This is a genomic window from Microbacterium sp. SCN 71-21 (assembly GCF_001725695.1).
Taxonomy (GTDB): Bacteria; Actinomycetota; Actinomycetes; order Actinomycetales; family Microbacteriaceae; genus Microbacterium; species Microbacterium ginsengisoli.
Genome location: NZ_MEGA01000012.1, coordinates 1 through 25,952 on the forward strand (window position 1 = coordinate 1; position 25,952 = coordinate 25,952).

Annotated in this window: 19 protein-coding genes and 3 pseudogenes; 7 read left to right on the forward strand and 15 right to left on the reverse strand. The window is 69.4% G+C overall.

Going from position 1 to position 25,952, the window contains the following annotated elements; all coding sequences use genetic code 11:
* The 6 genes and pseudogenes from tkt to pgl all read left to right on the forward strand — a co-directional run.
* A pseudogene (gene tkt / locus ABT08_RS02785) lies at positions 1–2,095 on the forward strand (transketolase); the annotation flags it as partial.
* Between the two features lie 38 nt (positions 2,096–2,133).
* Positions 2,134–3,210: pseudogene (tal, locus tag ABT08_RS02790) on the forward strand (transaldolase); the annotation flags it as partial.
* A complete protein-coding gene (locus ABT08_RS02795) occupies positions 3,207–4,826 on the forward strand; it encodes a glucose-6-phosphate isomerase (protein ID WP_288113929.1) in 1,620 nt (539 codons plus the stop codon). The pseudogene tal and the gene ABT08_RS02795, both read left to right, overlap by 4 nt.
* A 34-nt stretch (positions 4,827–4,860) precedes the next feature.
* Positions 4,861–6,411: a glucose-6-phosphate dehydrogenase gene (gene zwf, locus ABT08_RS02800; RefSeq protein ID WP_045246556.1), complete on the forward strand. Its 1,551-nt coding sequence runs from the start codon at positions 4,861–4,863 to the stop codon at positions 6,409–6,411.
* Positions 6,408–7,310 (forward strand): glucose-6-phosphate dehydrogenase assembly protein OpcA, encoded by a 903-nt coding sequence (locus ABT08_RS02805; protein WP_288113931.1) that lies wholly within the window; start codon positions 6,408–6,410, stop codon positions 7,308–7,310. The genes zwf and ABT08_RS02805 overlap by 4 nt, the downstream gene beginning before the upstream one ends.
* Positions 7,311–7,318: 8 nt before the next feature.
* Positions 7,319–8,104, forward strand: a complete 786-nt coding sequence (gene pgl, locus ABT08_RS02810; protein ID WP_288113932.1) for a 6-phosphogluconolactonase — start codon at positions 7,319–7,321, stop codon at positions 8,102–8,104.
* Positions 8,105–8,174: 70 nt separating this feature from the next.
* Here the strand turns inward: pgl and ABT08_RS02815 are convergent, their stop codons facing one another.
* The 11 genes from ABT08_RS02815 to ABT08_RS02865 form a co-directional block, all read right to left on the reverse strand.
* Positions 8,175–8,531 (reverse strand): RNA polymerase-binding protein RbpA, encoded by a 357-nt coding sequence (locus ABT08_RS02815; protein WP_045246550.1) that lies wholly within the window; start codon positions 8,529–8,531, stop codon positions 8,175–8,177.
* Positions 8,532–8,537: 6 nt separating this feature from the next.
* Positions 8,538–8,789 carry a preprotein translocase subunit SecG gene (gene secG / locus ABT08_RS02820; RefSeq protein ID WP_045246548.1) on the reverse strand — a complete coding sequence of 84 codons (252 nt, stop codon included), beginning with the start codon at positions 8,787–8,789 and terminating at the stop codon, positions 8,538–8,540.
* A 105-nt stretch (positions 8,790–8,894) separates the two neighbouring features.
* A complete protein-coding gene (gene tpiA, locus ABT08_RS02825; protein WP_056209875.1) occupies positions 8,895–9,686 on the reverse strand; it encodes a triose-phosphate isomerase in 792 nt (263 codons plus the stop codon).
* Positions 9,674–10,891 (reverse strand): phosphoglycerate kinase, encoded by a 1,218-nt coding sequence (locus ABT08_RS02830; protein ID WP_056209877.1) that lies wholly within the window; start codon positions 10,889–10,891, stop codon positions 9,674–9,676. Before ABT08_RS02830 ends, tpiA begins: the two co-directional genes overlap by 13 nt.
* A 5-nt stretch (positions 10,892–10,896) precedes the next feature.
* Positions 10,897–11,907, reverse strand: a complete 1,011-nt coding sequence (gene gap / locus ABT08_RS02835; protein ID WP_045246543.1) for a type I glyceraldehyde-3-phosphate dehydrogenase — start codon at positions 11,905–11,907, stop codon at positions 10,897–10,899.
* Positions 11,908–12,054: 147 nt separating this feature from the next.
* A complete protein-coding gene (locus ABT08_RS02840) occupies positions 12,055–12,681 on the reverse strand; it encodes a superoxide dismutase (RefSeq protein ID WP_045246541.1) in 627 nt (208 codons plus the stop codon).
* A gap of 161 nt (positions 12,682–12,842) precedes the next feature.
* Positions 12,843–13,820 carry a DNA-binding protein WhiA gene (gene whiA, locus ABT08_RS02845; protein WP_045246539.1) on the reverse strand — a complete coding sequence of 326 codons (978 nt, stop codon included), beginning with the start codon at positions 13,818–13,820 and terminating at the stop codon, positions 12,843–12,845.
* A gap of 35 nt (positions 13,821–13,855) precedes the next feature.
* A complete protein-coding gene (rapZ, locus tag ABT08_RS02850; protein WP_045246537.1) occupies positions 13,856–14,737 on the reverse strand; it encodes an RNase adapter RapZ in 882 nt (293 codons plus the stop codon).
* 24 nt (positions 14,738–14,761) lie between these two features.
* Positions 14,762–16,657: an excinuclease ABC subunit UvrC gene (gene uvrC, locus ABT08_RS02855; RefSeq protein ID WP_288113934.1), complete on the reverse strand. Its 1,896-nt coding sequence runs from the start codon at positions 16,655–16,657 to the stop codon at positions 14,762–14,764.
* A 1-nt stretch (position 16,658) separates the two neighbouring features.
* On the reverse strand, positions 16,659–19,556 hold the full coding sequence (gene uvrA, locus ABT08_RS02860; protein WP_288113935.1) for an excinuclease ABC subunit UvrA: 2,898 nt from the start codon (positions 19,554–19,556) through the stop codon (positions 16,659–16,661).
* Positions 19,557–19,599: 43 nt separating this feature from the next.
* Positions 19,600–20,037 (reverse strand): MarR family winged helix-turn-helix transcriptional regulator, encoded by a 438-nt coding sequence (locus ABT08_RS02865; protein WP_056209879.1) that lies wholly within the window; start codon positions 20,035–20,037, stop codon positions 19,600–19,602.
* Between the two features lie 31 nt (positions 20,038–20,068).
* On the opposite strand from ABT08_RS02865, the gene ABT08_RS02870 reads away from it, so the two are divergent.
* The gene (locus ABT08_RS02870) at positions 20,069–20,302 is read left to right on the forward strand and encodes a hypothetical protein (RefSeq protein WP_045246529.1); all 234 of its coding nucleotides are present in this window, start codon (positions 20,069–20,071) and stop codon (positions 20,300–20,302) included.
* Positions 20,303–20,366: 64 nt separating this feature from the next.
* Here the strand turns inward: ABT08_RS02870 and uvrB are convergent.
* From uvrB to ABT08_RS02890, 4 genes and pseudogenes are all read right to left on the reverse strand, one after another.
* Positions 20,367–22,439, reverse strand: a pseudogene (uvrB, locus tag ABT08_RS02875) (excinuclease ABC subunit UvrB).
* Between the two features lie 60 nt (positions 22,440–22,499).
* Positions 22,500–23,096, reverse strand: a complete 597-nt coding sequence (coaE, locus tag ABT08_RS02880; protein WP_056209882.1) for a dephospho-CoA kinase — start codon at positions 23,094–23,096, stop codon at positions 22,500–22,502.
* Positions 23,097–23,132: 36 nt separating this feature from the next.
* Positions 23,133–24,317, reverse strand: a complete 1,185-nt coding sequence (locus ABT08_RS02885) for a nucleotidyl cyclase domain-containing protein (protein WP_056520024.1) — start codon at positions 24,315–24,317, stop codon at positions 23,133–23,135.
* The gene (locus tag ABT08_RS02890; protein ID WP_288113937.1) at positions 24,314–25,948 is read right to left on the reverse strand and encodes a sensor histidine kinase; all 1,635 of its coding nucleotides are present in this window, start codon (positions 25,946–25,948) and stop codon (positions 24,314–24,316) included. The genes ABT08_RS02885 and ABT08_RS02890 overlap by 4 nt, the downstream gene beginning before the upstream one ends.
* Between the last annotated feature and the right edge of the window lie 4 nt (positions 25,949–25,952).

Genomic DNA, 25,952 nt, shown 5'->3' on the forward strand with positions numbered 1-25,952 from the left:
CGTGCGGTGGATGCGGCGCGGGTGTTGGCGGCGGATGCGGTGGAGAGGGTCGGGAACGGTCATCCGGGGACGGCGATGAGCCTGGCGCCGGTGGCGTATCTGCTGTATCAGCGGGTGTTGCGTCATGACCCGTCGGACACGTCGTGGATTGGTCGTGACCGGTTCATCCTGTCGGTGGGGCATTCGTCTTTGACGCAGTATGTGCAGTTGTTCCTGGGCGGGTTCGGGTTGGAGTTGTCGGACCTGGAAGCGTTGCGGACGTGGGGGTCGTTGACGCCCGGGCACCCGGAGTACGGACACACCAAGGGTGTGGAGATCACGACGGGCCCTCTGGGTCAGGGGTTGGCGTCCGCGGTCGGGTTCGCGTACGCGGCCCGCTACGAGCGGGGCCTGTTCGACCCGGACGCGCCCGCGGGCACGTCCCCGTTCGATCACCACATCTACGTGATCGCCGGTGACGGGGACCTGCAGGAAGGCGTGACCGCGGAAGCGTCGTCGCTGGCCGGGCATCAGCAGCTGGGCAACCTGATCGCGATCTACGACTCGAACCAGATCTCCATCGAAGACGACACCAACGTCGCGTTCACCGAAGACGTCGCGAAACGGTACGAGGCGTACGGGTGGCAGGTGCAGGTCGTGGACTGGAAGAAGACCGGCCAGTACGTCGAAGACGTCGCCGAGCTCCACGCCGCGATCGAGGCCGCGAAGGGCGATGTGACCCGCCCGTCGCTGATCATCCTGCGCACCATCATCGGCTGGCCCTCCCCCGGCAAGCAGAACACCGGCAAGATCCACGGCTCCGCGCTCGGCGCGGCCGAACTCGCCGCGACGAAGAAGGTCCTCGGCTACGACCCCGACCAGTCCTTCGTGATCGCCCCGGAACTGCTCACCCACACCCGTGAGCTCATCACCCGCGGCCACGACGCCCACACCGCCTGGCAGGAACAATTCGACGCCTGGGCGGCCGCGAACCCCGACCGCAAAGCCCTCCTGGACCGCCTCGAAGCCCGCACCCTCCCCACCGGCATCGCCGACACCCTGCCCGTGTTCGAGGCCGGCACCGAGATCTCCACCCGCGCCGCGTCCGGGAAAGTCATCAACGCCCTCGCCCCCCACCTCCCCGAACTCTGGGGCGGATCCGCCGACCTCGCCGAATCCAACCTCACCACCATCACCACCGCCCCCTCCTTCCTGCCCCCCCAGTGGTCCACCCACGAATGGTCCGGCACCGAATACGGCCGCGTCCTCCACTTCGGAATCCGCGAACACGCCATGGGCGCGATCCTCAACGGCATCACCCTCCACGGCCCCACCCGCCCCTTCGGCGGCACGTTCCTGATCTTCAGCGACTACATGCGACCCCCCGTCCGCCTCGCCGCCCTCATGAACATCCCCACCCTGTTCGTCTGGACCCACGACTCCATCGCCCTCGGCGAAGACGGACCCACCCACCAACCCATCGAACAACTCGCCACCCTCCGAGCCATCCCCAACTTCACCCTCGTCCGCCCCGCCGACGCCAACGAAACCGCCACCGCCTGGCTCGAACTCCTCACCCGCCACACCGGGCCCGCCGGCATCGCCCTCTCCCGCCAGAACCTCCCCGTGCATCGCCCTCTCCCGCCAGAACCTCCCCGTGTTCGCACGCGGAGAAGGCGACGCGACAGCAACCGAGCTCGCCTCCGCCGCCGGCGTCGTCAAGGGCGCCTACATCCTCGCCGACACCGACGACACCCCCGACGTCATCCTCATCGCGACCGGCTCCGAAGTGCAGCTCGCCCTCGCCGCCCGCGACCAGCTCGCCACCGACGGCATCGCCGCCCGCGTCGTCTCCGCCCCCAGCCTCGAATGGTTCGCCGAACAAGACGACACCTACCGCGAACACGTACTACCCGCCGCCGTCAAAGCCCGCGTATCCGTCGAGGCAGGCTCCGCCCTCAGCTGGCACGCGATCGTCGGCACCACCGGCCGCACCGTGGCGATCGACCACTTCGGCGCCTCGGCCGACTACAAGACCCTGTACGCGAAGTTCGGGTTCACCGCAGAGGCGGTCGTCGAGGCCGCCCGTCAGACCATCCAGGAGAACAACGCATGAGCACCCCCACCGAACAGCTCGCCGCCGCGGGCGTCAGCATCTGGCTCGACGACCTGTCGCGCGAGCGCATCGTGACCGGCAACCTCGCCGAGCTCATCCAGACGCGCACGGTCTCGGGCGTCACGACCAACCCGACGATCTTCGCGGGCGCCCTCTCGAAGGGTGAGGCGTACGCAGCTCAGGTCGCCGACCTCGCCGCGGCCGGGGCATCCGTCGATGAGGCCATCTTCCGCATCACGACCGACGACGTGCGCGACGCGACGGACATCTTCCGTCCGGTGTTCGACGCGACCGGCGGCGTCGACGGACGCGTCTCGATCGAGGTCTCCCCCGAGCTCGCCCACGACACCGAGGGCACCATCGCGCAGGCGAAGCAGCTCTGGGCGACCGTCGACCGAGCCAACGCGCTCATCAAGATCCCGGCGACCAAGGCGGGCCTCCCCGCCATCGCGGCCGTCATCGGCGCGGGCATCTCGGTCAACGTCACGCTCATCTTCAGCCTCGAGCGCTACGCCGAGGTCATCGACGCGTACCTGACCGGTCTCGCCGAGGCGAAGGCCGCCGGCATCGACATCTCGACGATCCACTCGGTCGCCTCGTTCTTCGTGTCGCGCGTCGACACCGAGGTCGACAAGCGTCTCAAGGCGATCGGCACCGACGAGGCCCTCGCGCTGGTCTCGAAGTCCGGTGTCGCGAACGCCCGACTCGCGTACGAGCTCTACGAGGGCGAGTTCGCCACGGCGCGCGCCACCGAGCTCGTCGCCGCCGGCGCCAACGTGCAGCGCCCCCTCTGGGCGTCGACCGGTGTCAAGGACCCGTCACTCCCCGACACCCTGTACGTCACCGAGCTCGTGGCCGCCGGCACCGTGAACACGATGCCCGAGAAGACCCTCGAGGCGACCTTCGACCACGGAGTCGTGACGGGTGACACCATCACCTCGAACTATGCGGACGCGCACGCCGTCTTCGCCGACCTCGCGGCCGTGGGCGTCGACTTCGCGGACGCCACGCAGGTGCTCGAGGACGAGGGCGTCGAGAAGTTCATCATCTCCTGGCACGAGCTCCAGGAGACCGTGCGCACCGCCCTCGCGGAGTCCGCTCAGGTCGCACGGTGAGCTTCGACATCCGCCTGTCCGGCGAGGTCGAGAGGATCGTCGCCCAGACGCTCCCCGGTCTCGTCGAGAGCCTGGTCGCCTCGGGCATCACCGCCGGGGACCCCACACTGTGGGGCCCGGCGGCGGAGGATGAGGCATCCCGTCGCCTGGGCTGGGTGCAGGCGGTCTCGGTCTCGCGGCCGCTCGTCGCCGAGATCGAGGCGCTGCGCGCCGAGCTCGCCGAGCGCGGAGTGCCCCGCATCGTGCTGGCCGGCATGGGCGGTTCCTCGCTAGCCCCCGAGGTGATCGCCGCGACCCTCGGGGCGCCGCTCGTGATCCTCGACTCGACCGCACCGGGTCAGGTGCTGGCGGCGATCGACGGGGACGCCGAGGCGGGCGGTCTCGCCCAGACGGCCCTCGTCGTCTCGTCGAAGTCCGGATCGACCGTCGAGACCGACTCGGCGCTGCGCGCGTTCGAGGCGGCCTTCGGCGACCTCGGCATCGACCCGGCCGAGCGGATCGTCGTCGTCACCGACCCGGGCTCCCCCCTGCACCAGAGTGCGGATGCCGCGGGCTACCGCGTGTTCGCGGCAGACCCCACGGTCGGCGGCCGGTACTCGGCGCTCACGGCGTTCGGACTGGTCCCCGCCGGCCTCGCCGGCATCGACCTGACCGAGCTGCTCGATGAGGCGGAGGCCACGCTGCTCGAGGTCGCGATCGACGATCCACGCAACCCGGCGCTCGTGCTGGCCGCGGCGATCGCCGCCGGCGAGGTGCGCCAGGACAAGCTCGGTCTGATCTCCGACGGCACCCATCTGCAGGGTCTGCCCGACTGGATCGAGCAGCTCGTCGCAGAATCGACCGGCAAGCAGGGCACGGGCATTCTCCCCGTCGTGCTGCTGCCCGTCTCCCCCGAGCTCGAGAGCCGTCCCGCCGACCTGCGCATCGTGCGCTTCGTCGACGAGGCCGACGGCGACCGCCTGTTCGAGCACCATCACGGGGAGATCCTCGTGAGCGGCTCGCTCGGTGCCCAGTTCATCGTCTGGGAGTATGCGACGGCGATCGCCGGTCGCATTCTCGGCATCAACCCGTTCGACCAGCCCGACGTCGAGGCCGCCAAGTCGGCGACGCGCGCGCTGCTGGACGGTGCGCCGGATGCCACGCCCGCACTGTTCACCGAGAACGGCATCGAGGTGCGCGCCACCGACCCGTCGCTCGCGGCCTCCGGCACGGTGGCGGGCACGCTCGACGCTCTGTGGCAGCGCCTCTCACCCGACGGCTACGTCGCCATCCAGGCGTACGTCGACCGACTCGCGTCGCCCCAGCTCGCGGGCCTGCGCGAACTGGTCGCCGCGGATTCCGCGCGCCCCACCACCTTCGGCTGGGGTCCGCGCTTCCTTCACTCGACCGGCCAGTTCCACAAGGGCGGTCCCGCTGTGGGCGTTTTCCTGCAGATCACCGAGTCGACCGACGTCGACGTGGAGATCCCCGGCCGCCCCTTCACCTTCGCCCAGCTCATCGCGGCGCAGGCGGCCGGAGACGCCGCCGTGCTCGCCGAGCACGGGCGTCCGGTCGTGACGCTCACGCTCACGGACGCGCAGGCCGACGTGCTCGCGCTGTTCGAAGCCGCGCAGTAGCGACATCCCTTTCTGTACCCGGAGGACCCCTCACGTGACCGTGACCATCTCGCGCGACCACAATCCGCTGCGCGACCCCGACGATCGTCGCCTCAACCGCATCGCGGGGCCCAGCGCCCTCGTGATCTTCGGCGTGACCGGCGATCTGTCCCGCAAGAAGCTCATGCCCGCCGTCTACGACCTCGCGAACCGCGGTCTACTTCCCCCGGGGTTCGGCCTCGTCGGGTTCGCTCGCCGCGACTGGGCGGACGAGGACTTCGCTCAGGTCGTCCATGACGCCGTGCGTCAATACGCCCGCACCGAGTTCCGCGATGAGACATGGCAGCAGCTGCTGCAGGGCATCCGGTTCGTGCAGGGCGAGTTCGACGACCTCGAGGCGTTCCACCGCCTGCGCGAGACCGTCGAGCAGCTCGACGTCGAGCGCGGCACGATGGGCAACCACGCCTACTACCTGTCGATCCCGCCGAAGAACTTCGCCGTGGTCGCGCAGAAGCTGAAGGCCTCCGGCCTCGTGGACGACACGGCCGATGCGCCCGACCGCTGGCGTCGCGTGGTCATCGAGAAGCCGTTCGGCCACGACCTCGAGTCGGCGCGCGAGCTCAACGAATCACTGCGCAGCGCGTTCCCCGCTGACTCGATCTTCCGCATTGACCACTACCTCGGCAAGGAGACGGTGCAGAACATCCTCGCGCTCCGTTTCGCCAACGAGCTGTACGAGCCGCTGTGGAACCGCAACTACGTCGACCACGTGCAGATCACGATGGCCGAGGACATCGGCGTCGGCGGACGCGCGGGCTACTACGACGGCATCGGCGCGGCACGCGACGTCATCCAGAACCACCTCCTGCAGCTCCTCGCCCTCACGGCGATGGAGGAGCCGATCACCTTCGACGCAGCGCAGCTGCGCGCCGAGAAGGAGAAGGTGCTGGCGGCGGTCACCCTGCCCGCCGACCTCGCGTCGGCGACGGCCCGCGGCCAGTACGGCGGCGGGTGGCAGGGCGGCGAGCGGGTGCTCGGTTTCCTCGAGGAAGACGGGATGAACCCCGAGTCCACGACGGAGACCTACGCCGCGATCAAGCTCGAGATCAACACGCGGCGTTGGGCCGGCGTGCCGTTCTACCTGCGCACCGGCAAGCGGCTCGGTCGCCGCGTCACCGAGATCGCGGTCGTCTTCAAGACCGCGCCCGAGCACCTGTTCAGTCGCAGCCAGACCTCCGGTCTCGGTCAGAACGCGCTCGTGATCCGCGTGCAGCCCGACGAGGGCGTCACCATCCGCTTCGGATCGAAGGTTCCGGGTGCCGGCACCCAGGTGCGCGACGTCACGATGGACTTCGGCTACGGCCACGCCTTCACCGAGGCGAGCCCCGAGGCCTATGAGCGCCTCATCCTCGACGTGCTCCTCGGCGACCCGCCGCTGTTCCCCCGTCACGAGGAGGTCGAGCTCAGCTGGAAGATCCTCGATCCGATCGAGCAGTTCTGGGCGGCCCAGGGCGGACCGCTCGAGCAGTACAGCCCCGGTTCATGGGGACCGCCGTCCGCCGACGAACTCCTCACCCGCGATGGACGCACCTGGAGGCGGCCGTGATCATCGATCTCCCCGAGACCACCGTCAGCAAGATCTCGCGGTCGCTCGTCGACGTGCGCGAGGAGGGCGGCGCTGTCGCGCTCGGCCGCGTGCTGACCCTCATCATCGTCTCCTCCGGCGGCGTCGCCGAAGAGGCGATCGAAGCCGCGAACGACGCGTCCCGCGAGCACCCGATGCGCGTCATCGTGCTGGTCGCGGAGCCGGACGCCGCCGAGCCCCGTCTCGACGCGCAGATCCGCGTGGGCGGCGACGCCGGTGCGAGCGAGGTCGTGCTGCTTCGCGCCTACGGGGCCGCGGCATCCAATGCGGAAAGCCTCGTGACCGGTCTGCTCCTGCCCGACGCCCCCGTCGTCGCATGGTGGCCGGGACGCACGCCCGGCGACCCGGCCTCGTCGGAGATCGGCAAGATCGCACAGCGTCGCATCACGGATGCCGCCTCCCAGGCGGACCCGGCGGCGGCCGTCGCCCGTCTCGGCGGCAGCTACTCCCCCGGCGACACCGACCTGTCCTGGACGCGACTGACGCGCTGGCGGGAACAGCTGGCCGCCGTGCTCGACCAGCCCCCGTTCGAGGATTCGCCCTCGACGCCGCTGCTCGCAGCCTGGCTGCGACTCGCGCTCGACGTGGACGTCGCCTGGGCGTACCTGCCCGAGAGCGAGTGGGCGTCGGGTATTAAGTCGGTGCGACTGCGGCGGCCCGGCGGCGACATCCTGCTCGAGCGCCCCGAGTCCGCGGTGGCCACCCTCACGCAGCCCGATCAGCCCAGCCACGAGCTCGCGTTCCCCCGCCGCTCGCTGCGCGAGTGCCTGGCCGAGGAGCTCCGTCGCCTCGACGCGGACGTCCTGTATGGTCGAGTGGTCACTGAGGGGCTCGAACTGCTGAGCTCTCCCGCGTCTTAGGAGAAATCGTGGTCGATACCGCCGTCGACAAGCGCGTGGTCGTCCGCGCCACCCCGGCCGAGGTGGCCGCGGCCGTCGCCGAGCGCTTCGTCGCGCGGGTGGTTGCGCGCACGGAGAACCCCGGCAAGCTCGCCCACATCTCCCTGACAGGGGGATCGATGGGTCCGGCGGTCCTCTCGGCCGCCGCGCAGCTTCCGGCAGCGGCAACGGTCGACTGGAGCCGCGTGCATTTCTGGTGGTCGGACGAGCGATTCGTGCCCGCCGGCGATCCGGAGCGCAACGACACTCCGGTCTACCCGGTGTTCTTCGACGCCCTCGAAATCCCCCGCGAGAGCATCCACGCGATCGCGCCGAGCGACAGCGGGCTCGACCTGGATGAGGCATCCCGTGCCTACGCGGCGGAACTCGCTCGCTTCGCGGACCCCGCGGTCGGCGCCTGGCCGAGCTTCGACATCTGCTTCCTGGGCGTCGGACCCGACGGCCACGTGGCATCTCTGTTCCCCGATCGTCCCGAGATCCTCGTGACGGATACCGCCACCCTCCCGGTGCGCGACTCGCCCAAGCCACCGCCGCTGCGCGTCACGGTGACCCGTCCCGTGATCAACTCGTCGAAGCGGGTCTGGCTCGTCATGACCGGAAGCGAGAAGGCGTCCGCACTCGGCCTCGCCCTCGCGGGCGCGAGCTACGCGAGTGTCCCCGCCGCAGGCGCGAAGGGCCGCAAGCGCACCGTGTTCTTCGTCGATGAGGCCGCCGCCGCCAAGGTGCCTGCGCAGCTCATCGACCGCGAATACTGACGCTCAACGACGACGCCCCGCTCCCGGATCCGGGGCGGGGCGTCGTCGTTCGTGAACGGATGCGGCCGAGTCAGGACTCGCCTCGGCGCTCGCGCAGCTGACGCAGCGCGTCATCGAGGATCTGCTCGGCCTCTTCGTCGGAGCGACGCTCCTTCACGTAGGCCAGGTGGGTCTTGTAGGGCTCGGTACGGGCCAGCTCCGGCGGGTTCGCCTTGTCGCGGCCGGCAGGAAGCCCCGAATGCGGCGAGTCGATCGTGTCGGGGATCTCCTCGGGGGCGATGCCCGCCGCGAAGTAGCGCACGGTCTCGTTGCCCAGCGCGTCCCAGTACGACACCGCGACGCGCTCCGCGTGGTATCCGTGATCCTGCTCGCCCATCGGGCCCGCGCCGACGCGCGTACCCCGGATGGCGTTACCCCCAGCGGCCATGTTGTCCTACAGTCCCGAGTTGAACTTGGTGAGAAGGCCCAGTGCCACGATCGACACGAACCAGACGAGCGCCAGCACGACGGTGAAGCGGTTCAGGTTGCGCTCCGCCAGACCCGACGAACCGAGCGCCGAGCTCATGCCGCCGCCGAACATGTCGGACAGTCCGCCACCGCGGCCCTTGTGGAGCAGGATGAGGAGGGTCAGCAGCAGGCTCGTGATGCCGAGGAGCACCTGGAGCACGAACTCGAGGATCTGCACTTTCGAGACAACCTTTCCGAAGCGACCCGTCGGGACGCACAGACGTTCAGTATAACGGCGCGGTGACGCCCGCCAGGTGGCGGGCGTCACCGCGCGTCGTCGGGGTCAGACCCCGACGTGCTTCTGGAAGCGGATGATCGCCGCGAACTCGTCGGCCACCAGGCTCGCACCGCCGACGAGAGCGCCGTCGACGTCGGGCTCACGCAGGAAGCTGGCGATGTTCGAGGACTTCACCGATCCGCCGTAGAGGATGCGCGTGCGCGCGGCCGCATCGGCCCCGAGCGCGTCGGCGATCACCGCACGCAGGGCGGCAGCGACCTCCTGCGCCTGCTCCGGCGTCGCCGCCTGGCCCGAGCCGATCGCCCAGACCGGCTCGTATGCGACGACGATGTCCGCGTCTGCGGACAGCCCCTCGAGTGCGATGCCGAGCTGCTTCACGGGAACGGCAGAGGCGCCGTACTCCTCGAGGTCGGCGGCCGTCTCGCCCACGCAGATCACCGGCACGAGACCGTGGCGCAGGGCCGCCCGGGTCTTGGCGGCCACGATGTCGTCGCCCTCGTGGTGGTACTCGCGGCGCTCGGAGTGACCGATGATCACGTACGAGACATCCAGCTTCGCGAGGAACTGGCCCGACACCTCACCGGTGTACGCACCGGAGTCGTGGGTGGAGATGTCCTGCGCGCCGAGCGCGAACGGGATCTTGTCGGCGTCGATGAGGGTCTGCACGGGGCGCAGATCCGTGAACGGCGGGAAGAGCGCGACCTCGACCGAACCCGACTCGTGCTTCGCGTCGCGCAGCGTCCAGTGGAGCTTCTGCACGAGTGCGACCGCCTGCAGGTGGTCGAGGTTCATCTTCCAGTTGCCCGCGATGAACGGGGTACGGGTCACTGCGCCCATCCGAGCACCTCCAGTCCGGGGAGTTTCTTGCCCTCGAGGAACTCGAGGCTGGCGCCGCCGCCGGTCGAGATGTGACCGAACGCGTCGTCGGAGAAGCCGAGCTGGCGCACGGCCGCGGCGGAGTCGCCACCGCCGACGACACTGAGGCCGTCGACCTCGGTGAGCGCCTGCGCGACGGCCTTCGTGCCGGCCGCGAACGGGGCGAGCTCGAAGACGCCCATCGGGCCGTTCCAGAACACGGTGCGGCTCGACCGGATGAGCTCCGCGAACTGCTCCGCCGTCTTAGGACCGATGTCGAGACCGAGCCCCGAGGCCCCGAACGGGGTGTCCTCGAGAGCGTCGGCCGCGGCGACCACATGGTCGGCGTCGCCCGAGAAGGATGCCGCGACCACCGCGTCCACCGGGAGGACGAGCTCGACGCCCAGCTCCTGGGCGCGGGCGATGTAGCCCTTGACCGTCTCGATCTGGTCCTTCTCCAGCAGGCTCGAGCCCACCGGGTGTCCGAGCGCGACGAGGAAGGTGAACAGCATGCCGCCGCCCACGAGCACGCGGTCGACGCGCGGCAGCAGGTGGTCGATGACGCCCAGCTTGTCGCTGACCTTCGAGCCACCGAGCACGACGGTGTAGGGCCGCTCCGGGTTCTCGGTCAGGCGATCGAGAACCTCGACCTCCTTCTCGATCAGGAAGCCCGCCGCGGACGGCAGCAGCTCGGCGAGGTCATAGACGCTCGCCTGCTTGCGGTGCACGACACCGAAGCCGTCGGAGACGAGCACGTCGCCGAGCGCCGCGAGCTGCTCGGCGAACGCACGACGGGTCGCGTCATCCTTCGCCGTCTCACCGGCGTTGAACCGCAGGTTCTCGAGCACCGCGACGTCACCGTCTGCGAGAGCGGCGACCGCTTCGGCCGCCGACTCCCCCACCGTGTCCTGCGCGAACGCGACCGGCGCTCCCAGCAGTTCGGAGAGACGCTGAGCGACGGGCTGCAGGCTGTAGGCGGGGTCGGGGGCGCCGTCGGGACGTCCCAAGTGGGAGACGACGACGACGCGAGCGCCCTGATCGATCAGGGCGTTGAGGGTCGGCAGCGTGGCCCGCACACGGCCATCGTCCGTGATGACCCCGTCCCGCAGGGGGACATTGAGGTCAGCACGGACGATGACGCGCTTGCCGGCCAGCGAACCCAGCGATGCGAGGGTGCGCAGGGCCATGACGATTACAGACGCTCGGCGACGTACTCGGTCAGGTCGACGAGGCGGTTCGAGTAGCCCCACTCGTTGTCGTACCAGGACGACACCTTGACCAGGTTGCCCGAGACGTTCGTGAGACCGGCGTCGAACACCGACGAGTGCGGGTCCTGCTGGATGTCGCTGGAGACGATCGGGTCGACGTTGTACTTCAGGATGCCGGCGAGGCGACCCTCGGCCGCCGCCGCCTCGTAGGCGGCGTTGATGGCCTCCTTGGTGAGGCCCTCGGTCGGGGTGATGATCGTCAGGTCGACGATCGAGCCGGTGGGAACCGGCACGCGGTAGGACGAGCCGCTCAGCTTGCCGTTGAGCTCGGGCAGCACGAGGCCGATGGCCTTGGCGGCGCCGGTCGAGGCCGGAACGATGTTGATCGCCGCGGCGCGGGCGCGGTGCAGGTCGCCGTGCGGGCCGTCCTGCAGGTTCTGGTCCGCGGTGTAGGCGTGAGCGGTCATCATGAAGCCGCGCTCGATGCCGAAGTTGTCGTTGAAGACCTTCGCGAGGGGGGCGAGGCAGTTCGTGGTGCACGACGCGTTCGAGATGATGTGCATCGTCTCGGGGTCGTAGAGGTCCTCGTTCACGCCGATGACGAACGTGCCGTCCTCGCCGGTGGCCGGAGCCGAGATGAGCACCTTCTTGGCGCCGCCCTGGATGTGCTTGCGGGCGTCGTCGGCCTTGGTGAAGCGGCCGGTCGACTCGATGACGATCTCCGCGCCGACCTCGCCCCACGGGAGGTTGGCGGGGTCGCGCTCGGCGAACACCTTGATGGCGGTGCCGTTCACGATGACGGAGTCCTCGGTGTACGAGACCTCGGCGTCGAGGCGTCCGCCCACCGAGTCGTACTTGAGCAGGTGGGCGAGGGTCTTGGTGTCGGTGAGGTCGTTCACCGCCACGATGTCGAGGTCCGCACCCTGCGCGAGAGCCGCGCGAAGGTAGTTGCGTCCGATACGGCCGAAGCCGTTGATGCCGATCTTGACAGACACGGTGTCTCCCGTTTTCTCGTCGCGCTGACGCGCATGTTTCCATCCGCGATCGGGTCGCGGAACGGGGTCGGCCCTGGGCGCCGATCCCATGGGAAGAGGATGCCGGAGCCCCCGCCAGAGCGAGGGCTCCGAGGCATCCTCACCTGGTCACGACACTACCAGCAGACCCGCAGTCTTCTCACGGGCGGTGGTGAAGCGCTGCTGCACGTCGGCCCAGTTGGCGATGTTCCAGAACGCCTTCACGTAGTCGGCGCGCACGTTCTTGTAGTCGAGGTAGTACGCGTGCTCCCAGACGTCGAGGAGGAGCAGCGGCACGGTGCCGGCGGCGAACTGCGCCTGCTGGTCGAAGAACTGCTGGATGATCAGGTTCTGACCGATCGAGTCCCAGAACAGACCCGCCCAGCCCGAGCCCTGCACGCCGAGGGCGGCCGCTGAGAAGTGCGCCTGGAACTTGTCGAACGACCCGAAGTGGTCGGTGATGGCCGACTCGAGCTCGCCGGTGGGCTTGTCGCCCCCGTCCGGTGACAGGTTGGTCCAGAAGATCGAGTGGTTGGTGTGTCCGCCGAGGTTGAACGCGAGGTCCTTCTCGAGCTTGTTGACGTAGGCGAAGTCGCCCTTGTCACGCGCTTCGGCGAGCTGCTCGAGGGCGGTGTTGGCTCCCGTGACGTACGCCTGGTGGTGCTTGTCGTGGTGCAGCTGCATGATCGTCGCGCTGATGTGCGGCTCGAGTGCTGCGTAGTCGTAGGGGAGGTCGGGCAGGGAGTACGTTGCCATGTTCTCTTCTTCCGAATCGGCGCCGGCCGTGTCCTCGGCGCGGCGAGGGTGACGAGTTCATCCTATTGAGGGGCAACGACGCCGCACGTCGGGTTGATTCCCGGGATGACGCGGTGTAACCGTACGCGTGCGGCTCGCGGGGCGCCTCGCGCCCCGGTCGGTCACTCGATGGCGTCGGCGGGCACCGCCGCTTCGGTGCCCGGGACGCCGAGCTGCTCGGCCTTCTTGTCGGCCATCGCGAGCAGGCGGCGGATGCGACCGGCGACGGCGTCCTTCGTGAGCGGCGGGTCGGCGTGGTGGCCGAGCTCGTCGAGGCTCGCGTCCCGATGCGCGAGGCGAAGATCGCCGGCGGAGCGCAGATGCTCGGGCACGTCGTCGCCGAGGAGTTCCAGCGCGCGCTCCACACGCGCGCACGCGGCGACCGCGGCCTGCGCCGAACGGCGCAGATTCGCGTCGTCGAAGTTAACGAGTCGGTTCACGTCGGCGCGCACCTCACGGCGCTGCCGCAGCTGCTCCCACTCCGACGCCGCCTTGCGCGCGCCCATCTCGAAGAGCGCGAGTCGGATCGCGTCGCCCTCGCGGACGACCACGCGGTGCACGCCGCGCACCTCTCGCGCCTTGGACGCGATGCCGATGCGGGCGCCGGCTCCGACGAGCGCCATGGCCGCCTCGGACGACGGGCAGGCGATCTCGAGAGATGCGGACCGACCGGGGTCGGTAAGAGTGCCGGTCGCGAGGAACGCGCCCCGCCACACCGCGGCGAGGTCACCGCGGCTGCCGGTCGTCAGCTTGTTGGGAAGCCCGCGCACGGGACGTCGACGTTGGTCCAGGAGCCCGGTCTGGCGTGCGAGTGTCTCCCCCTGATCGATGACCCGCACGGCCACGGCGATCCCGGTGCGCCCACCCGACGCCTGCACGTGCGCCAGCTCGGGCCGCACGCCGTAGATCTCGGCGAGTTCGCGGGCGACGCGGCGCGCGAGGCGTTCGGAATCGACCTCGGCCTCCACCGCGACCCGGCCGGCGATGGAGTGCAGTCCCCCCGCGAACCGCAGCAGTGCGGTGAGCTCCGCGACCCTCGCCGTCGGGCGGGGGTCACGCAGCGAGACGAGTTCGGACTTCACATCGACCGTCAGCGGCACGGCACTCCTTCTGGGCTCGAGAACGACGTTCCAGCCTACTCGCGACCGAGGTCGCGGTGCGCCACGCGTGTCGTCACGCCCGGGACGTCGTCGAGGCGCTGGGCGATCTCGCGAGCCATGACGACCGAGCGGTGCTTTCCCCCGGTGCATCCGATCGCCACCGTCGAATGCCTTTTGTTCTCGCGCTGGTACCCCTCGAGCACGGGGCGCAATGCTGCCGTGTAGGCGTCGAGGAACTCGCGCGCACCGGGCTGGGAGAGCACGTAGTCCCGCACCGACTCGTCCTCCCCGGTGAGGGAGCGGAGGTCCTCGACCCAGAACGGGTTGGGCAGAAAGCGCATGTCGGCGACGAGGTCGGCATCGGCCGGGAGCCCGTACTTGAAGCCGAAGCTCATCACCGTCACGGAGTGCCGCGCCGCACCGGACTCGGCGAAGAGGTCGGCGATCTTCGTCGTGAGCTGATGCACGTTCGAGTGCGAGGTGTCGACCACGAGGTCGGCGCTCTCCCTCACCCGGGACAGGCGCGCGCGCTCGCGACGGATTCCGTCGACCAGCGTGCCGTCCCCCTGCAGCGGATGCGGGCGACGCACGGCCTCGAACCGGCGTACGAGCACATCGTCCGACGCATCCAGGAACATGACGCGCAGGTGGCGGGCATCACGCAGCGATCGCGTGACCTCGGGCAGGCGCTCGAAGAGGTCGCGCCCGCGCACATCGAGCACGACGGCAACCCGCGGAACCGCCTCCTGAGCGAGCTCGGACAGCTCGAGCATCGGCTTGATCATCTGGGGCGGGAGGTTGTCGACGACATACCACCCGAGATCCTCGAGCGCGTTGGCGACGGTCGAGCGCCCCGCACCGGACATCCCGGTCACGACCAGCACTTCGCCGGTCACACCCGGTGCCGTCTGGTCCATCCGCGCCTCCCCGTCGTCTCCACCCTATCGAGCGATGAGGCGGGAATGGACGGCCGCGGCGAGCTTCGGCCCGATGCCGGGCAGGTGTGCGATCTCCTCGGGGCTCGCGCCGCGGAGAGCGGTGACCGAGCCGAAGTGTCGCAGCAGCGCCTTGATGCGCGCGTCGCCGAGGCCGGGCACTTCGGCGAGCACCGTGGTGATGTCGCGCTTGCGGCGCTTTCGCTGGTGGGTGATCGCGAACCGGTGGGCCTCGTCGCGCAGGCGCTGCACGAGGTAGAGAGCCTCCGATGTACGGGGCAGGATGACCGGGTACTCCTCTCCGGGCAGCCACACCTCTTCGAGGCGCTTGGCGATGCCGCAGAGAGCGATCTCGCTGTGGCCGCTGTCCCGAAGGGCCCGTTCCGCCGCCGCGACCTGAGGTCTGCCGCCGTCGACGATGAGCAGCTGGGGACGGTAGGCGAATCGGGGCTTCTGCCGCGTCACGACGACATCCTCGCCCTGGTCGGTCGCCTCGGGCACGGAGTCGTCGGGAGCGTCGTCGACGTGCGCGAGCCGGCGAGTGAGCACCTGGTAGATGGAGTCGGTGTCGTCGGATGTCTCGGCGATGCCGAACGAGCGGTACTGGTCTTTGCGCGGCAAGCCGTCCTCGAACACGACCATGGATGCGACGACGTTGGTGCCGGACAGGTGGGAGACGTCGTAGCACTCGATCCGCAACGGCGCCTCAGCGAGTCCGAGCGCCTCCTGCAGATCGGTGAGCGCCTGTGTGCGTGCGACGTAGTCGCTCGAGCGCCGGGTCTTGTGGAGCAGCAGCGCCTGTTGGGCGTTGATCGTCGCCGTGCGCATGAGGTCGGCCTTCGGGCCGCGCTGCGCGATGCCGACGGTCACGTTCTTCCCGCGCCGCTCGCGCAGCCACGCCTCGAGGTCGGCGGCGTCGTCGGGCAACTGCGGCACGAGCACCTGGCGCGGGATGTCCGCGGCATCCGCGCCGCCGTAGGTGCGCTGCAGCACCTGGTCGACGAGCTCGGCGCCCGCGATGTCGAGTTCTTTCTCGATGGTCGTCGCGCGCACCCCGCGTACACGACCGCCGCGGATCACGAAGTGCTGCACCGCCGCCGCGAGCTCGTCCTCGGCGATGCCGAACAGATCGGCGTCGGTGTCGTCGCTGAGCACGAGCGCGCTCTTGCCGAGCACCGCCTCGACCGCGCTGAGGCGGTCACGGTAGACGGCGGCCGACTCGTAGTCCATGGCTGCCGCGGCCTCGCGCATGCGCGCGGTGAGCTGGCGGGTGACCCGCTGATCACCACCGGCCATGAAGGCGACGAAGTCGTCGACGATCGCACGGTGCTCCTCGATGCTCACCCGCATCGAGCACGGGCCGCCGCAGCGCCCGATCTGCCCGGGGAAGCACGGGCGACCCGTCGCCATGGCCTTCTTGTAGGAGGCATCCGAGCACGTGCGGATCGGGAAGACCTTGATCATGAGGTCGATGACCTCGTGCACCGCCCACACCTTGGGGTAGGGACCGAAGTACTTCGCACCGCGGATCTTGCGGTTGCGGGTGACGATCACCCGCGGCGCCTCGTCGGCGAGGGTGATGGCCATGTAGGGGTAGGACTTGTCGTCCTTGTAGCGCACGTTGAAGGGCGGCGTGAACTCCTGAATCCACATGTACTCGAGCTGCAGGGCCTCGACGTCGCTGGAGACGACGGTCCATTCGACGCTCGCCGCCGTGGTGACCATGCGCCGCGTGCGCTCGTGCATGGTGTGCAGCGGCGCGAAGTAGTTCGACAGGCGCGCGCGCAGGTTCTTCGCCTTGCCGACGTACAGGATGCGCCCCTGGGCGTCGCGGAACCGGTAGACGCCCGGGGTCGTCGGGATCTCGCCCTGCTTCGGGCGATAGGGCAGATCGGATGCCACGTCAGCTCGCCTTGCGCTCCGCGTCCTGTTCGAGGATCTCGGCGAGGAAGGCGCCGGTGTGGCTGCCCTCGGCGCGCGCGACCTGCTCCGGCGTGCCCGTGGCAATGATCTGGCCGCCGCCGGAGCCACCCTCGGGTCCGAGGTCGATGATCCAGTCCGAGGACTTGATGACGTCGAGGTTGTGCTCGATGACGATGACGGTGTTGCCCTTGTCCACGAGGCCGCCGAGCACCTCGAGCAGTCGGCGGACGTCCTCGAAGTGCAGGCCGGTCGTCGGCTCGTCGAGCACGTAGATGCTGCGACCGTTGCTGCGTCGCTGCAACTCGGTCGCCAGTTTCACGCGCTGCGCCTCGCCGCCCGAGAGCGTCGTCGCGGACTGGCCGAGCCGAACATAGCCCAGGCCCACGTCGACGAGGGTGCGCAGGTAGCGATGGATCGCCTGGATCGGCTCGAAGAAGTCGGCCGCCTCGGCGATCGGCATCTCCAGCACCTCGGCGATGTTGCGCCCCTTGTAGTGCACGCTCAGCGTGTCGCGGTTGTAGCGCTTGCCGTGGCAGACCTCGCAGTCGACGTAGACGTCGGGCAGGAAGTTCATCTCGATCTTGATCGTGCCGTCACCGGAGCACGCCTCGCAGCGCCCGCCCTTGACGTTGAACGAGAAGCGTCCCGGCTGGTAGCCGCGGGCCTTCGCCTCGGGGGTCTCGCTGAAGAGCGTGCGGATGCGGTCGAACACCCCGGTGTAGGTCGCAGGGTTCGAGCGCGGAGTGCGGCCGATGGGCGCCTGATCGACGTGCACGACCTTGTCGAGGTTGTCGAGCCCGGTCACCCGTGTGTGCTTGCCCGGGACCGTGCGCGCGCCGTTGAGCTTCTGGGCGAGCACCTCGTACAGGATGTCGTTCACGAGCGACGACTTGCCCGACCCGCTCACGCCGGTGACGGCCGTGAGCACCCCGAGCGGGAAGTCGGCCGTCACATTGCGCAGGTTGTTCTCCCGCGCCCCGACCACGCTGAGCATGCGCTTCTTGTCGATCTTGCGGCGCTTCTCGGGCGTCGGGATCGCCCGGCGGCCGGAGAGGTAGTCGCCGGTGAGGGATGCCTCCTCGCCCAGGAGTTGCGCAAGCGGACCCGAGTGCACGACATGCCCGCCGTCGACGCCGGCGCGGGGACCGATGTCGACGATCCAGTCGGCGGCGTGGATGGTCTCCTCGTCATGCTCGACGACGATGAGCGTGTTGCCGAGGCTCTTGAGGGTGAGGAGCGTCTCGATCAGACGCCGGTTGTCGCGCTGGTGAAGACCGATCGACGGCTCGTCGAGGACGTAGAGCACACCGGTCAGCCCCGACCCGATCTGGGTCGCGAGCCGGATGCGCTGCGCCTCGCCGCCCGAGAGGGAGCCGGCCGAACGGCTGAGGTTGAGGTAGGTGAGCCCGACCTGGATGAGGAAGTCGAGTCGAGCACGGATCTCGCGCAGCACCGCGGCCGCGATCTTCGCCTCGCGGTCGGTGAGCTCGAGGTCGGCGAAGAACGCCTGCGCGTCGGAGAGGCTGAGCCGGGATGCGTCGGCGATCGAGCTGCCGTGGACGAGCACGGCGAGCACCTCGGGCTTGAGACGGTCGCCGTTGCAGACCGGGCACGGCACCTCCCGCAGGAACTCCGACCACCGCTGTCGCTGCGTGTCGGACTCCGCCTGCACGTACTGGCGCTCGATGTAGGGCGCGACGCCCTCGAAGCCGGACGAGTAGCGCATCTCCCGGCCGTAGCGGTTGCGGAACTTGACGGTCACCTTGTAGTTCTCACCGCGCAGCACCGCCTCTCGCACGTCGGGCGTCAGCTTCTTCCACGGGGTGTCGAGTGAGAAGCCGAGGTCGTCGGCGAGCCCCTCGAGCAGTCGCTCGTAGTACTGGAACAGCCCCTTGCCCTGCGTCGTCCACGGGATGATGACACCCTCGCGGATCGAGAGCTCCTCGTCGCCGAGCATGAGCTCGGGGTCGACGGACATGCGGGTGCCGAGGCCGGAGCACGCCGGGCAGGCACCGAACGGGGCGTTGAACGAGAAGGTTCGCGGCTCGATCTCGGTGAGCTGCAGGGGGTGGCCGTTCGGACAGGCGAGCTTCTCAGAGAAGGACTGCCACGCGGCATCCCCCTCTTCGTCGACGAAGTTGATCTGCACGACGCCGCCGGCGAGCCCGAGGGCCGTCTCGACCGAGTCGGTGACCCGGCTGAGGATGTCGGGCGAGGCGACGAGGCGGTCGACGACGACGGCGATGTCGTGCTTGTAGCTCTTCTTCAGCGTCGGCGGCTCGGAGAGCTGCACCAGATCGCCGTCGACGACCGCGCGCGCGTAGCCCTTGGCGGAGAGCTCTTTGAAGAGGTCGACGAACTCCCCCTTCTTCTGGGTCACGACCGGAGCGACGATCTGATAGCGGGTGCGCTCGGGCAGTTCCATCAGCTGGTCGGCGATCTGCTGCACGGTCTGGCGTTGGATCTGCTCGCCGCACTCGGGGCAGTGAGGGACCCCGATACGCGCCCAGAGCAGACGCATGTAGTCGTGGATCTCCGTGATCGTGCCGACGGTCGAGCGCGGGTTGCGGTTCGTCGACTTCTGATCGATCGAGACAGCGGGACTCAGGCCCTCGATGAAATCGACGTCGGGTCGGTCGACCTGACCGAGGAACTGCCGGGCGTAGGCGCTCAGCGACTCGACGTAGCGACGCTGACCCTCGGCGAAGATCGTGTCGAACGCGAGGCTCGACTTGCCGGAGCCCGAGAGCCCGGTGAAGACCACGAGCGCGTCGCGCGGGATGTCGAGGTCGACGTTCTTGAGGTTGTGCACGCGGGCGCCGCGCACCGTGAGCGTGGAGGTGTGGGGGCCGAGGTTGGACACGGGGACGATGGGCACCCGTCAAGTGTAGGAGCGACCTCCGACACCGGCTCCGCGCGGATCACGCGGTGGGCTTGGCCCCGGCGAACCGGGCGAGCGCGTCGCGGAGGGCGACCGCCTCATCGACCGTGAGCCCGGTGCGTGCGAGCACCTGCGCGGGCACCTCGAGGGCCTGTGCACGAAGGGCGCGCCCGGTGTCCGTCACCGCGATGTCGAGCGTGCGCTCGTCACCCGGACGCCGCGTGCGGACGAGAAGCCCCTGCGCCTCGAGTCGCTTGACCAGGGGGGACACCGTCGCCGGTTCGAGCGCGAGCGCGGCGGCGAGCTCGCCGAGGGAGCGCGGATCGCGCTCCCACAGCGCGAGCATGACGAGGTACTGGGGGTGGGTCAGCCCGAGCGGCTCGAGCACCGGACGGTACGCCTGCACGATGTTGCGGGCGGCTGTGACGGCGGCGAAGCACAGCTGGTTCTCCAGCGCGAGGATGTCGGTGGTGGTCACTCTCTCCGCGTTCCTTAGTACACTAACTCTTATGCCACGAAAGAAAAGGCGCCCCCCGCTGCGCGACCGTGTGAACGCCGCGGGCGGATGGTACGCCTTCGTGAACGCCGCGCTCGTCCGCGCCGCCGGACCGGCCGCCGTCGGACCCTACACCGACGACGAGCCGCCCGCCCGCGACATCCAGCCCTGCCCGCTGTGCCGCCAGCCGATGCGCGATCATCGCATCGACCGCAACGGACCCAAACCGCTGCTGCGCTGCCCCTGATCGCGGCCGAGCAGGGCGGACGCGACCGGGATGTGCATCGAGAGCATGGGGCATCACCCGCAGATCAGGCGTGACCGGCCTTCTCCATCGCCCGCAGCTCGCGCTTGAGCTCCTGCACCTCGTCGCGCAGCCGCGCCGCCAGCTCGAACTTCAGCTCGGATGCTGCCGCGAGCATCTGATCGCTCAGATCCGAGATCGTCGACTCGAGCTGGGCCGCCCCCTCTGCCGCGATTCCCTCGCGCCGAAGGTTGGGCGTCGGCGCCTTGCCGCGACCCTGATCGCGGCCGCCGCGGGCGAGCATCGCCTTGGTGTCCGCCCCTTCCCGGGCGAGTGCGTCGGTGATGTCGGCGATCTTCTTGCGCAATGGCTGCGGATCGATGCCCCTCTCCGTGTTGTACGCGACCTGCAGTTCGCGACGACGGGCGGTCTCATCGATCGCCGAGCGCATCGAGTCGGTGACTGTATCGGCGTACATGTGCACCTCCCCCGAGACGTTGCGGGCCGCGCGCCCGATCGTCTGGATGAGCGAGGTGCCGCTGCGAAGGAAGCCTTCTTTGTCGGCGTCAAGGATCGCCACGAGAGAGACCTCGGGGAGGTCGAGACCCTCGCGCAGCAGGTTGATGCCGACAAGCACGTCGTAGACGCCGGCGCGGAGCTCGGTGAGCAGCTCGACGCGCCGCAACGTGTCGACGTCGGAGTGCAGATAGCGCACGCGCACACCGTGCTCGCCGAGGAAGTCGGTCAACTCCTCCGCCATCTTCTTCGTGAGCGTGGTCACCAGCACGCGCTCGTCGCGCTCGACCCGCAGACGGATCTGCTACAGCAGATCGTCGATCTGCCCCTTCGACGGCTTCACGACGATCTCGGGATCCACGAGACCGGTCGGTCGGATGATCTGCTCGACGACGCCATCGGCGATGCCCATCTCATAGCGACCGGGCGTGGCCGAGAGATACACGGTCTGGCCGATCCGCCCCTTGAACTCATCCCACCTCAGCGGCCGGTTGTCGAGGGCGCTCGGCAGGCGGAACCCGTGCTCGACGAGTGTGCGCTTGCGCGAGGCATCCCCCTCGTACATCGCACCGATCTGGGGAACCGTCACGTGCGATTCATCGATGACGAGGAGGAAGTCGTCGGGGAAGAAGTCGAGCAGCGTGTGCGGCGGCTCGCCCGCCTCACGCTGGTCGAGATGACGCGAGTAGTTCTCGATGCCCGAGCAGAAGCCGAGCTGCTGCAGCATCTCGAGATCGAACGTCGTGCGCATGCGCAGGCGCTGCGCCTCGAGGAGCTTGTTCTGCTTCTCGAGCTCGGCGAGACGATCGGTCAGCTCGTCTTCGATCGTGCCGATCGCACGCTGCACGACGTCGGTGCCCGCCACGTAGTGCGACGCCGGGAAGATGGGCACCGAGTCGAGCTTCTGCACCACGTCGCCGGTGAGCGGATGCAGCATGTAGAGCGCCTCGATCTCGTCGCCGAACAGCTCGATGCGGATCGCGTACTCCTCGTAGACCGGGATGATCTCGATCGTGTCGCCGCGCACCCGGAAGTTGCCCCGCGAGAAGTCGACGTCATTGCGGTTGTACTGCATCGCGATGAACTGTCGGATCAGGGCGTCACGGTCGTATCGCTCCCCCACCTGCAGCGCGACCATCGCGCGCAGATATTCCTCGGGGGCACCGAGACCGTAGATGCACGACACCGTGGAGACCACGATGACATCACGGCGCGACAGCAGCGAGTTGGTGGTGGAGTGCCGCAGCCGCTCCACCTCCGCGTTGATCGAGCTGTCCTTCTCGATGAAGGTGTCAGTCTGCGGGACGTAGGCCTCGGGCTGGTAGTAGTCGTAGTACGAGACGAAGTACTCGACCGCGTTGTGCGGCATGAGTTCGCGGAACTCGTTCGCGAGCTGCGCCGCCAACGTCTTGTTGTGGGCGAGGACGAGCGTCGGTCGCTGCACCTGCTCGATCAACCACGCCGTGGTCGCGGACTTGCCGGTTCCGGTGGCGCCCAGCAGCACGATGTCAGTCTCCCCCGCGTTGATGCGGGCCGCGAGATCGGCGATCGCCTGAGGCTGGTCGCCCGACGGCTCGTACTCGGAGACGACCTCGAAGGGTCGGACGGAACGTGTGGTCTGCACGTCTCCAGGGTAGGCGCGGCCGCCGACATCGGGGCGTGGTCCGGCCACCGGCCGACGGGGTCAGCCGCGTAGCCGGCTCCAGAGGGCGTCCACCTGGGCGATCGTCTCCCCCACTGTGCCGCTCGTGTCGATGACGTCGTCGGCGATCGCGAGCCGGGCCTCATCGGAGACCTGCGACGCGATGCGCGCACGGGCATCGTCGGGCGAGAGCCCCCGAAGCTCGACCAGGCGCTGCTCGCGCAGAGCCGCCGGAGCGTGCGCCACGACGATGCGCTCCCACGGATCGTCGACGCGGGCCTCGACGAGCAGCGGCACGTCGTAGACCACGACCGCGGCGGGGTCCTCGGCGAAGGCCGCGGCGAACCGCGCCGCAGACTCCGCGCGCACTGCCGGATGCACGATCGCATTCAACCGGGCGAGCGCGGAACGGTCGCCGAACACCCGTGCGCCGAGCGCGGGGCGGTCGAGCGCTCCGGACGCATCCAGCACATCGGCGCCGAACACATCGGCGATGCGTGCGAGCACCGCGCTCCCCGGCGCCTGCACTTCGCGCACCAGTGCGTCGGCATCGACGACGACCGCGCCGTGCTCCCGCAGCCGCGCGGCGATCGTGGACTTCCCCGAGGCGATACCGCCGGTCAGCGCGATGAGTGGCATGTCACGAGCATGGCACGGGCCGCGGCATCCGCCGTCCTACTCCGCCCCACCGGCGTCGTCGACGCCCGCGAACATCACCGACGAATCCGGCATGGTCGGCGCCTTGCGCGCCGCCGCGCGGGCCCCCGCGACCAGACGCTCGGTGTCGTAGCCGATCGTCTCGCTCAACGCGACGCCGACACCGACCACGGGGAGCACGCCCTGGCCGCTGCGACCGAGGGCATCGAACAGCGCTCGGTGCGCACCCACCGCGACCCGGCGCACGGCCATCGGATCGGGAGCGAGCACCGTGAACAGCAGGCCGGGATCGTCGTCCTCGCCGATCAGAGAGGCGAGCGGCGCGTGCCGACGCACACCATCCCGCAGCAGGTGCAGCGCGCTCGTGCGGACCTCCTCGCCGAACGCGTCGCCGATGCGACGCAGATCGTCGATGCGCACCGAGATCACGGCGACGAGTCGCCCCTCCCACCTCGCGCGCTCGAGCAGATCGTCGAGAGCGCGCAAGAACGTCGGGTACAGGAACACACCGTCGCCGGCGATGCCGCTGTCGGACACCCACCCGTACCCGCGCAGCTGACTGCGGCTCGCGCGGAGCACGGAGGTCACGACGACGGCGACGATCGTCAGGGTGACCGTCAGGACGCTCGTCGAGATCGTTCCGAACCCCACCCGGAACAGATCCGAGTCGGGTCCCGACGCGACGAACACGACGGTGCGCGCGACGTAGTACGCGGACTGGATGCCGAGCACGACCGCCAGCGAGACGGATGACCGCAGCCGCCCGACCGGTCGCCGTCGCATCTCGACGGCTCCGAGTGCGGCGAACCCCGCGATGTTCACGAACATCACGAAGGCGCCCGCCCAGTCCCCTCCAGCCGGACCGCGCACGATCACCGCCGCTGCGCTCACCGCGACGCACAGTGCGACCAGCAGCACGGGTCCGCGTACGGCCCTCTGGTTGAACGCCCGGGCGCCGAGCCACATGCAGCCCGCGGAGGACACGAACAGGGCGTTGCCGATGGCGATCGGCACGAACCCGCCGACGCCGACCGCCCAGACCAGGTAGGCCGTGCTCGTGCCGATGCCGGAGAGGAAGGCGATCGCCCAGAACGCGCCGACCGCCTCGTCGCGGCGCAGCAGCGTCTCGGAGACGAACAGGATGCCGGCGACCGCGACGACGAGCGCGGTCATGACCGAGACACTGGCCAGATCGAGGGTCATGCGTGCAACTCGCGATCGCCCTGACCTCGAGGCTGGGCGGGAAGCCGGACGGTGAAGGTCGATCCCGTCCCCGGGGCGCTCCGCACGGTGATGTCGCCCCCGTGGGCGCGCACGATGTCCCGGCTGATCGACAGTCCGAGCCCGGAGCCCTCGACATCGCGCCTCGCCCGGAAGTACTGCTCGAACAGACGACGCTGGTCCTCGGCGGAGATGCCGACGCCCGTGTCCTGCACGTCGATGAAGGTCGAGGTGCCATCCGACGACGTGCGCACGGCGATGCTGCCGCCATCGACGTTGTACTTCACCGCGTTGCTGACGAGGTTGTCGACCACCTGCCGGATGCGCGCGGCATCCGCCCAGGCGCTCGCCGGCAGCACGTCTGTCGCGTCGATGGAGATCGACGTGTAGGCCGCCCGGGCGCGCCACGCCTCGGCCGCCTGCTGCACGAGCTCGGCCACGTCGATCTGCTTCGGCGAGATGGTGAGGTCGATGGATCCGCGCGAGGTGCTCGACGCGGCGAGGATGTCCGCGATGATCTCCAGCAGACGCTCGCCGTTCTTGGCGGCGACGTCGAGATCGCGGGCGGCGTCGTCGGGCCGGTCGAGGTGGTCGATGGCGAGGTCGATGTATCCGAGCACAGAGGTGAGGGGCGTGCGCAGCTCGTGCGAGATCGACGACACGAGTCGATCGCGCGCCCGGAGTGCAGTGAGCTCGGCGGTGACGTCGCGCGCGACGATGACGCACCCGGCGGGCGCGCCGTCACCCGAGCGCAGCTGGCGCGCCGTCATCGACAGCGCCGTTCGCGGCTGGTCGGGGGGACCGAACCAGATGACCTCGTTCTCGAACAGCTCGCCGCGCAGCGCGCGCCGCAGCGGGCGGTCCGGCTCCTCGATGAGGGTGACGCCGTCGGCCGCGTAGGCGTCCCCGATCGGACGATCGAGGCGACCGAAGCCGGGGATCGAGCGTTGGATGCGCCCGAGCGCCTCGTTGAAGACCGAGACCTCGCCGTCCGCGGTGATGCGGATCACGCCGAAGTCGACGGCATCGAGCACGTCGGTCATCAGCTCCTCGTGGCCCTGCGCACGCGACAGCGCACCCGACAGCAGAGCGGTCTGCTTGTCCAGCAGCACCCGCTGGGCGCGGTAGCGGCGGCTGCTCACGTAGCTCGTCACCCCGATGGCGACGATGACGGCGGCCGGGAGCAGGTAGCTCACCGCGCTGCCGGAGGCTCCCGCCAGCGCGATGATCGCCCCGAATTCGACGAGCACGAGCGCTGCGGCGGTGAGGAACGCGGTGAGACCGAGGGTTGCCATCCACATCACCGGGAACGCCCACAGCAGCTCGATCCCGAGCAGGTGCTGCTCGGAACGCGCGAGGCCGATCGCGACGATGTCCGCGAGCGGGATCACGTAGACCCACGCACGGGCGATCCGCGCCCACGGCACCACCAGGGTCGCCGCTCCCCCGGCCAGCACGATCACCGTCGCGACGAGGAGGAGTGAGTGGTCGGCCGCACGGTCGGTGATCGCGACCGCCAGCACGATCACGACCAGGATCACGCACAGCAGCAGCTGGTTGAGCATCGCCACCCGACCGCGAAGGTCGGCGTCACGATCCTCGGTGGCGGCCATTCGA

What these genes read in the sequence shown, in the direction of transcription:
- ABT08_RS02815 (WP_045246550.1), bottom strand. Translation starts at nt 8,531, where the DNA reads ATGGCCGCTGGGGGTAACGCCATCCGGGGTACGCGCGTCGGCGCGGGC.
- tpiA (WP_056209875.1), bottom strand. Translation starts at nt 9,686, where the DNA reads ATGGGCGCAGTGACCCGTACCCCGTTCATCGCGGGCAACTGGAAGATG.
- ABT08_RS02830 (WP_056209877.1), bottom strand. Translation starts at nt 10,891, where the DNA reads ATGGCCCTGCGCACCCTCGCATCGCTGGGTTCGCTGGCCGGCAAGCGC.
- ABT08_RS02840 (WP_045246541.1), bottom strand. Translation starts at nt 12,681, where the DNA reads ATGGCAACGTACTCCCTGCCCGACCTCCCCTACGACTACGCAGCACTC.
- rapZ (WP_045246537.1), bottom strand. Translation starts at nt 14,737, where the DNA reads ATGGACCAGACGGCACCGGGTGTGACCGGCGAAGTGCTGGTCGTGACC.
- ABT08_RS02870 (WP_045246529.1), top strand. Translation starts at nt 20,069, where the DNA reads ATGCCACGAAAGAAAAGGCGCCCCCCGCTGCGCGACCGTGTGAACGCC.
- coaE (WP_056209882.1), bottom strand. Translation starts at nt 23,096, where the DNA reads ATGCCACTCATCGCGCTGACCGGCGGTATCGCCTCGGGGAAGTCCACG.
- ABT08_RS02885 (WP_056520024.1), bottom strand. Translation starts at nt 24,317, where the DNA reads ATGACCCTCGATCTGGCCAGTGTCTCGGTCATGACCGCGCTCGTCGTC.
- ABT08_RS02890 (WP_288113937.1), bottom strand. Translation starts at nt 25,948, where the DNA reads ATGGCCGCCACCGAGGATCGTGACGCCGACCTTCGCGGTCGGGTGGCG.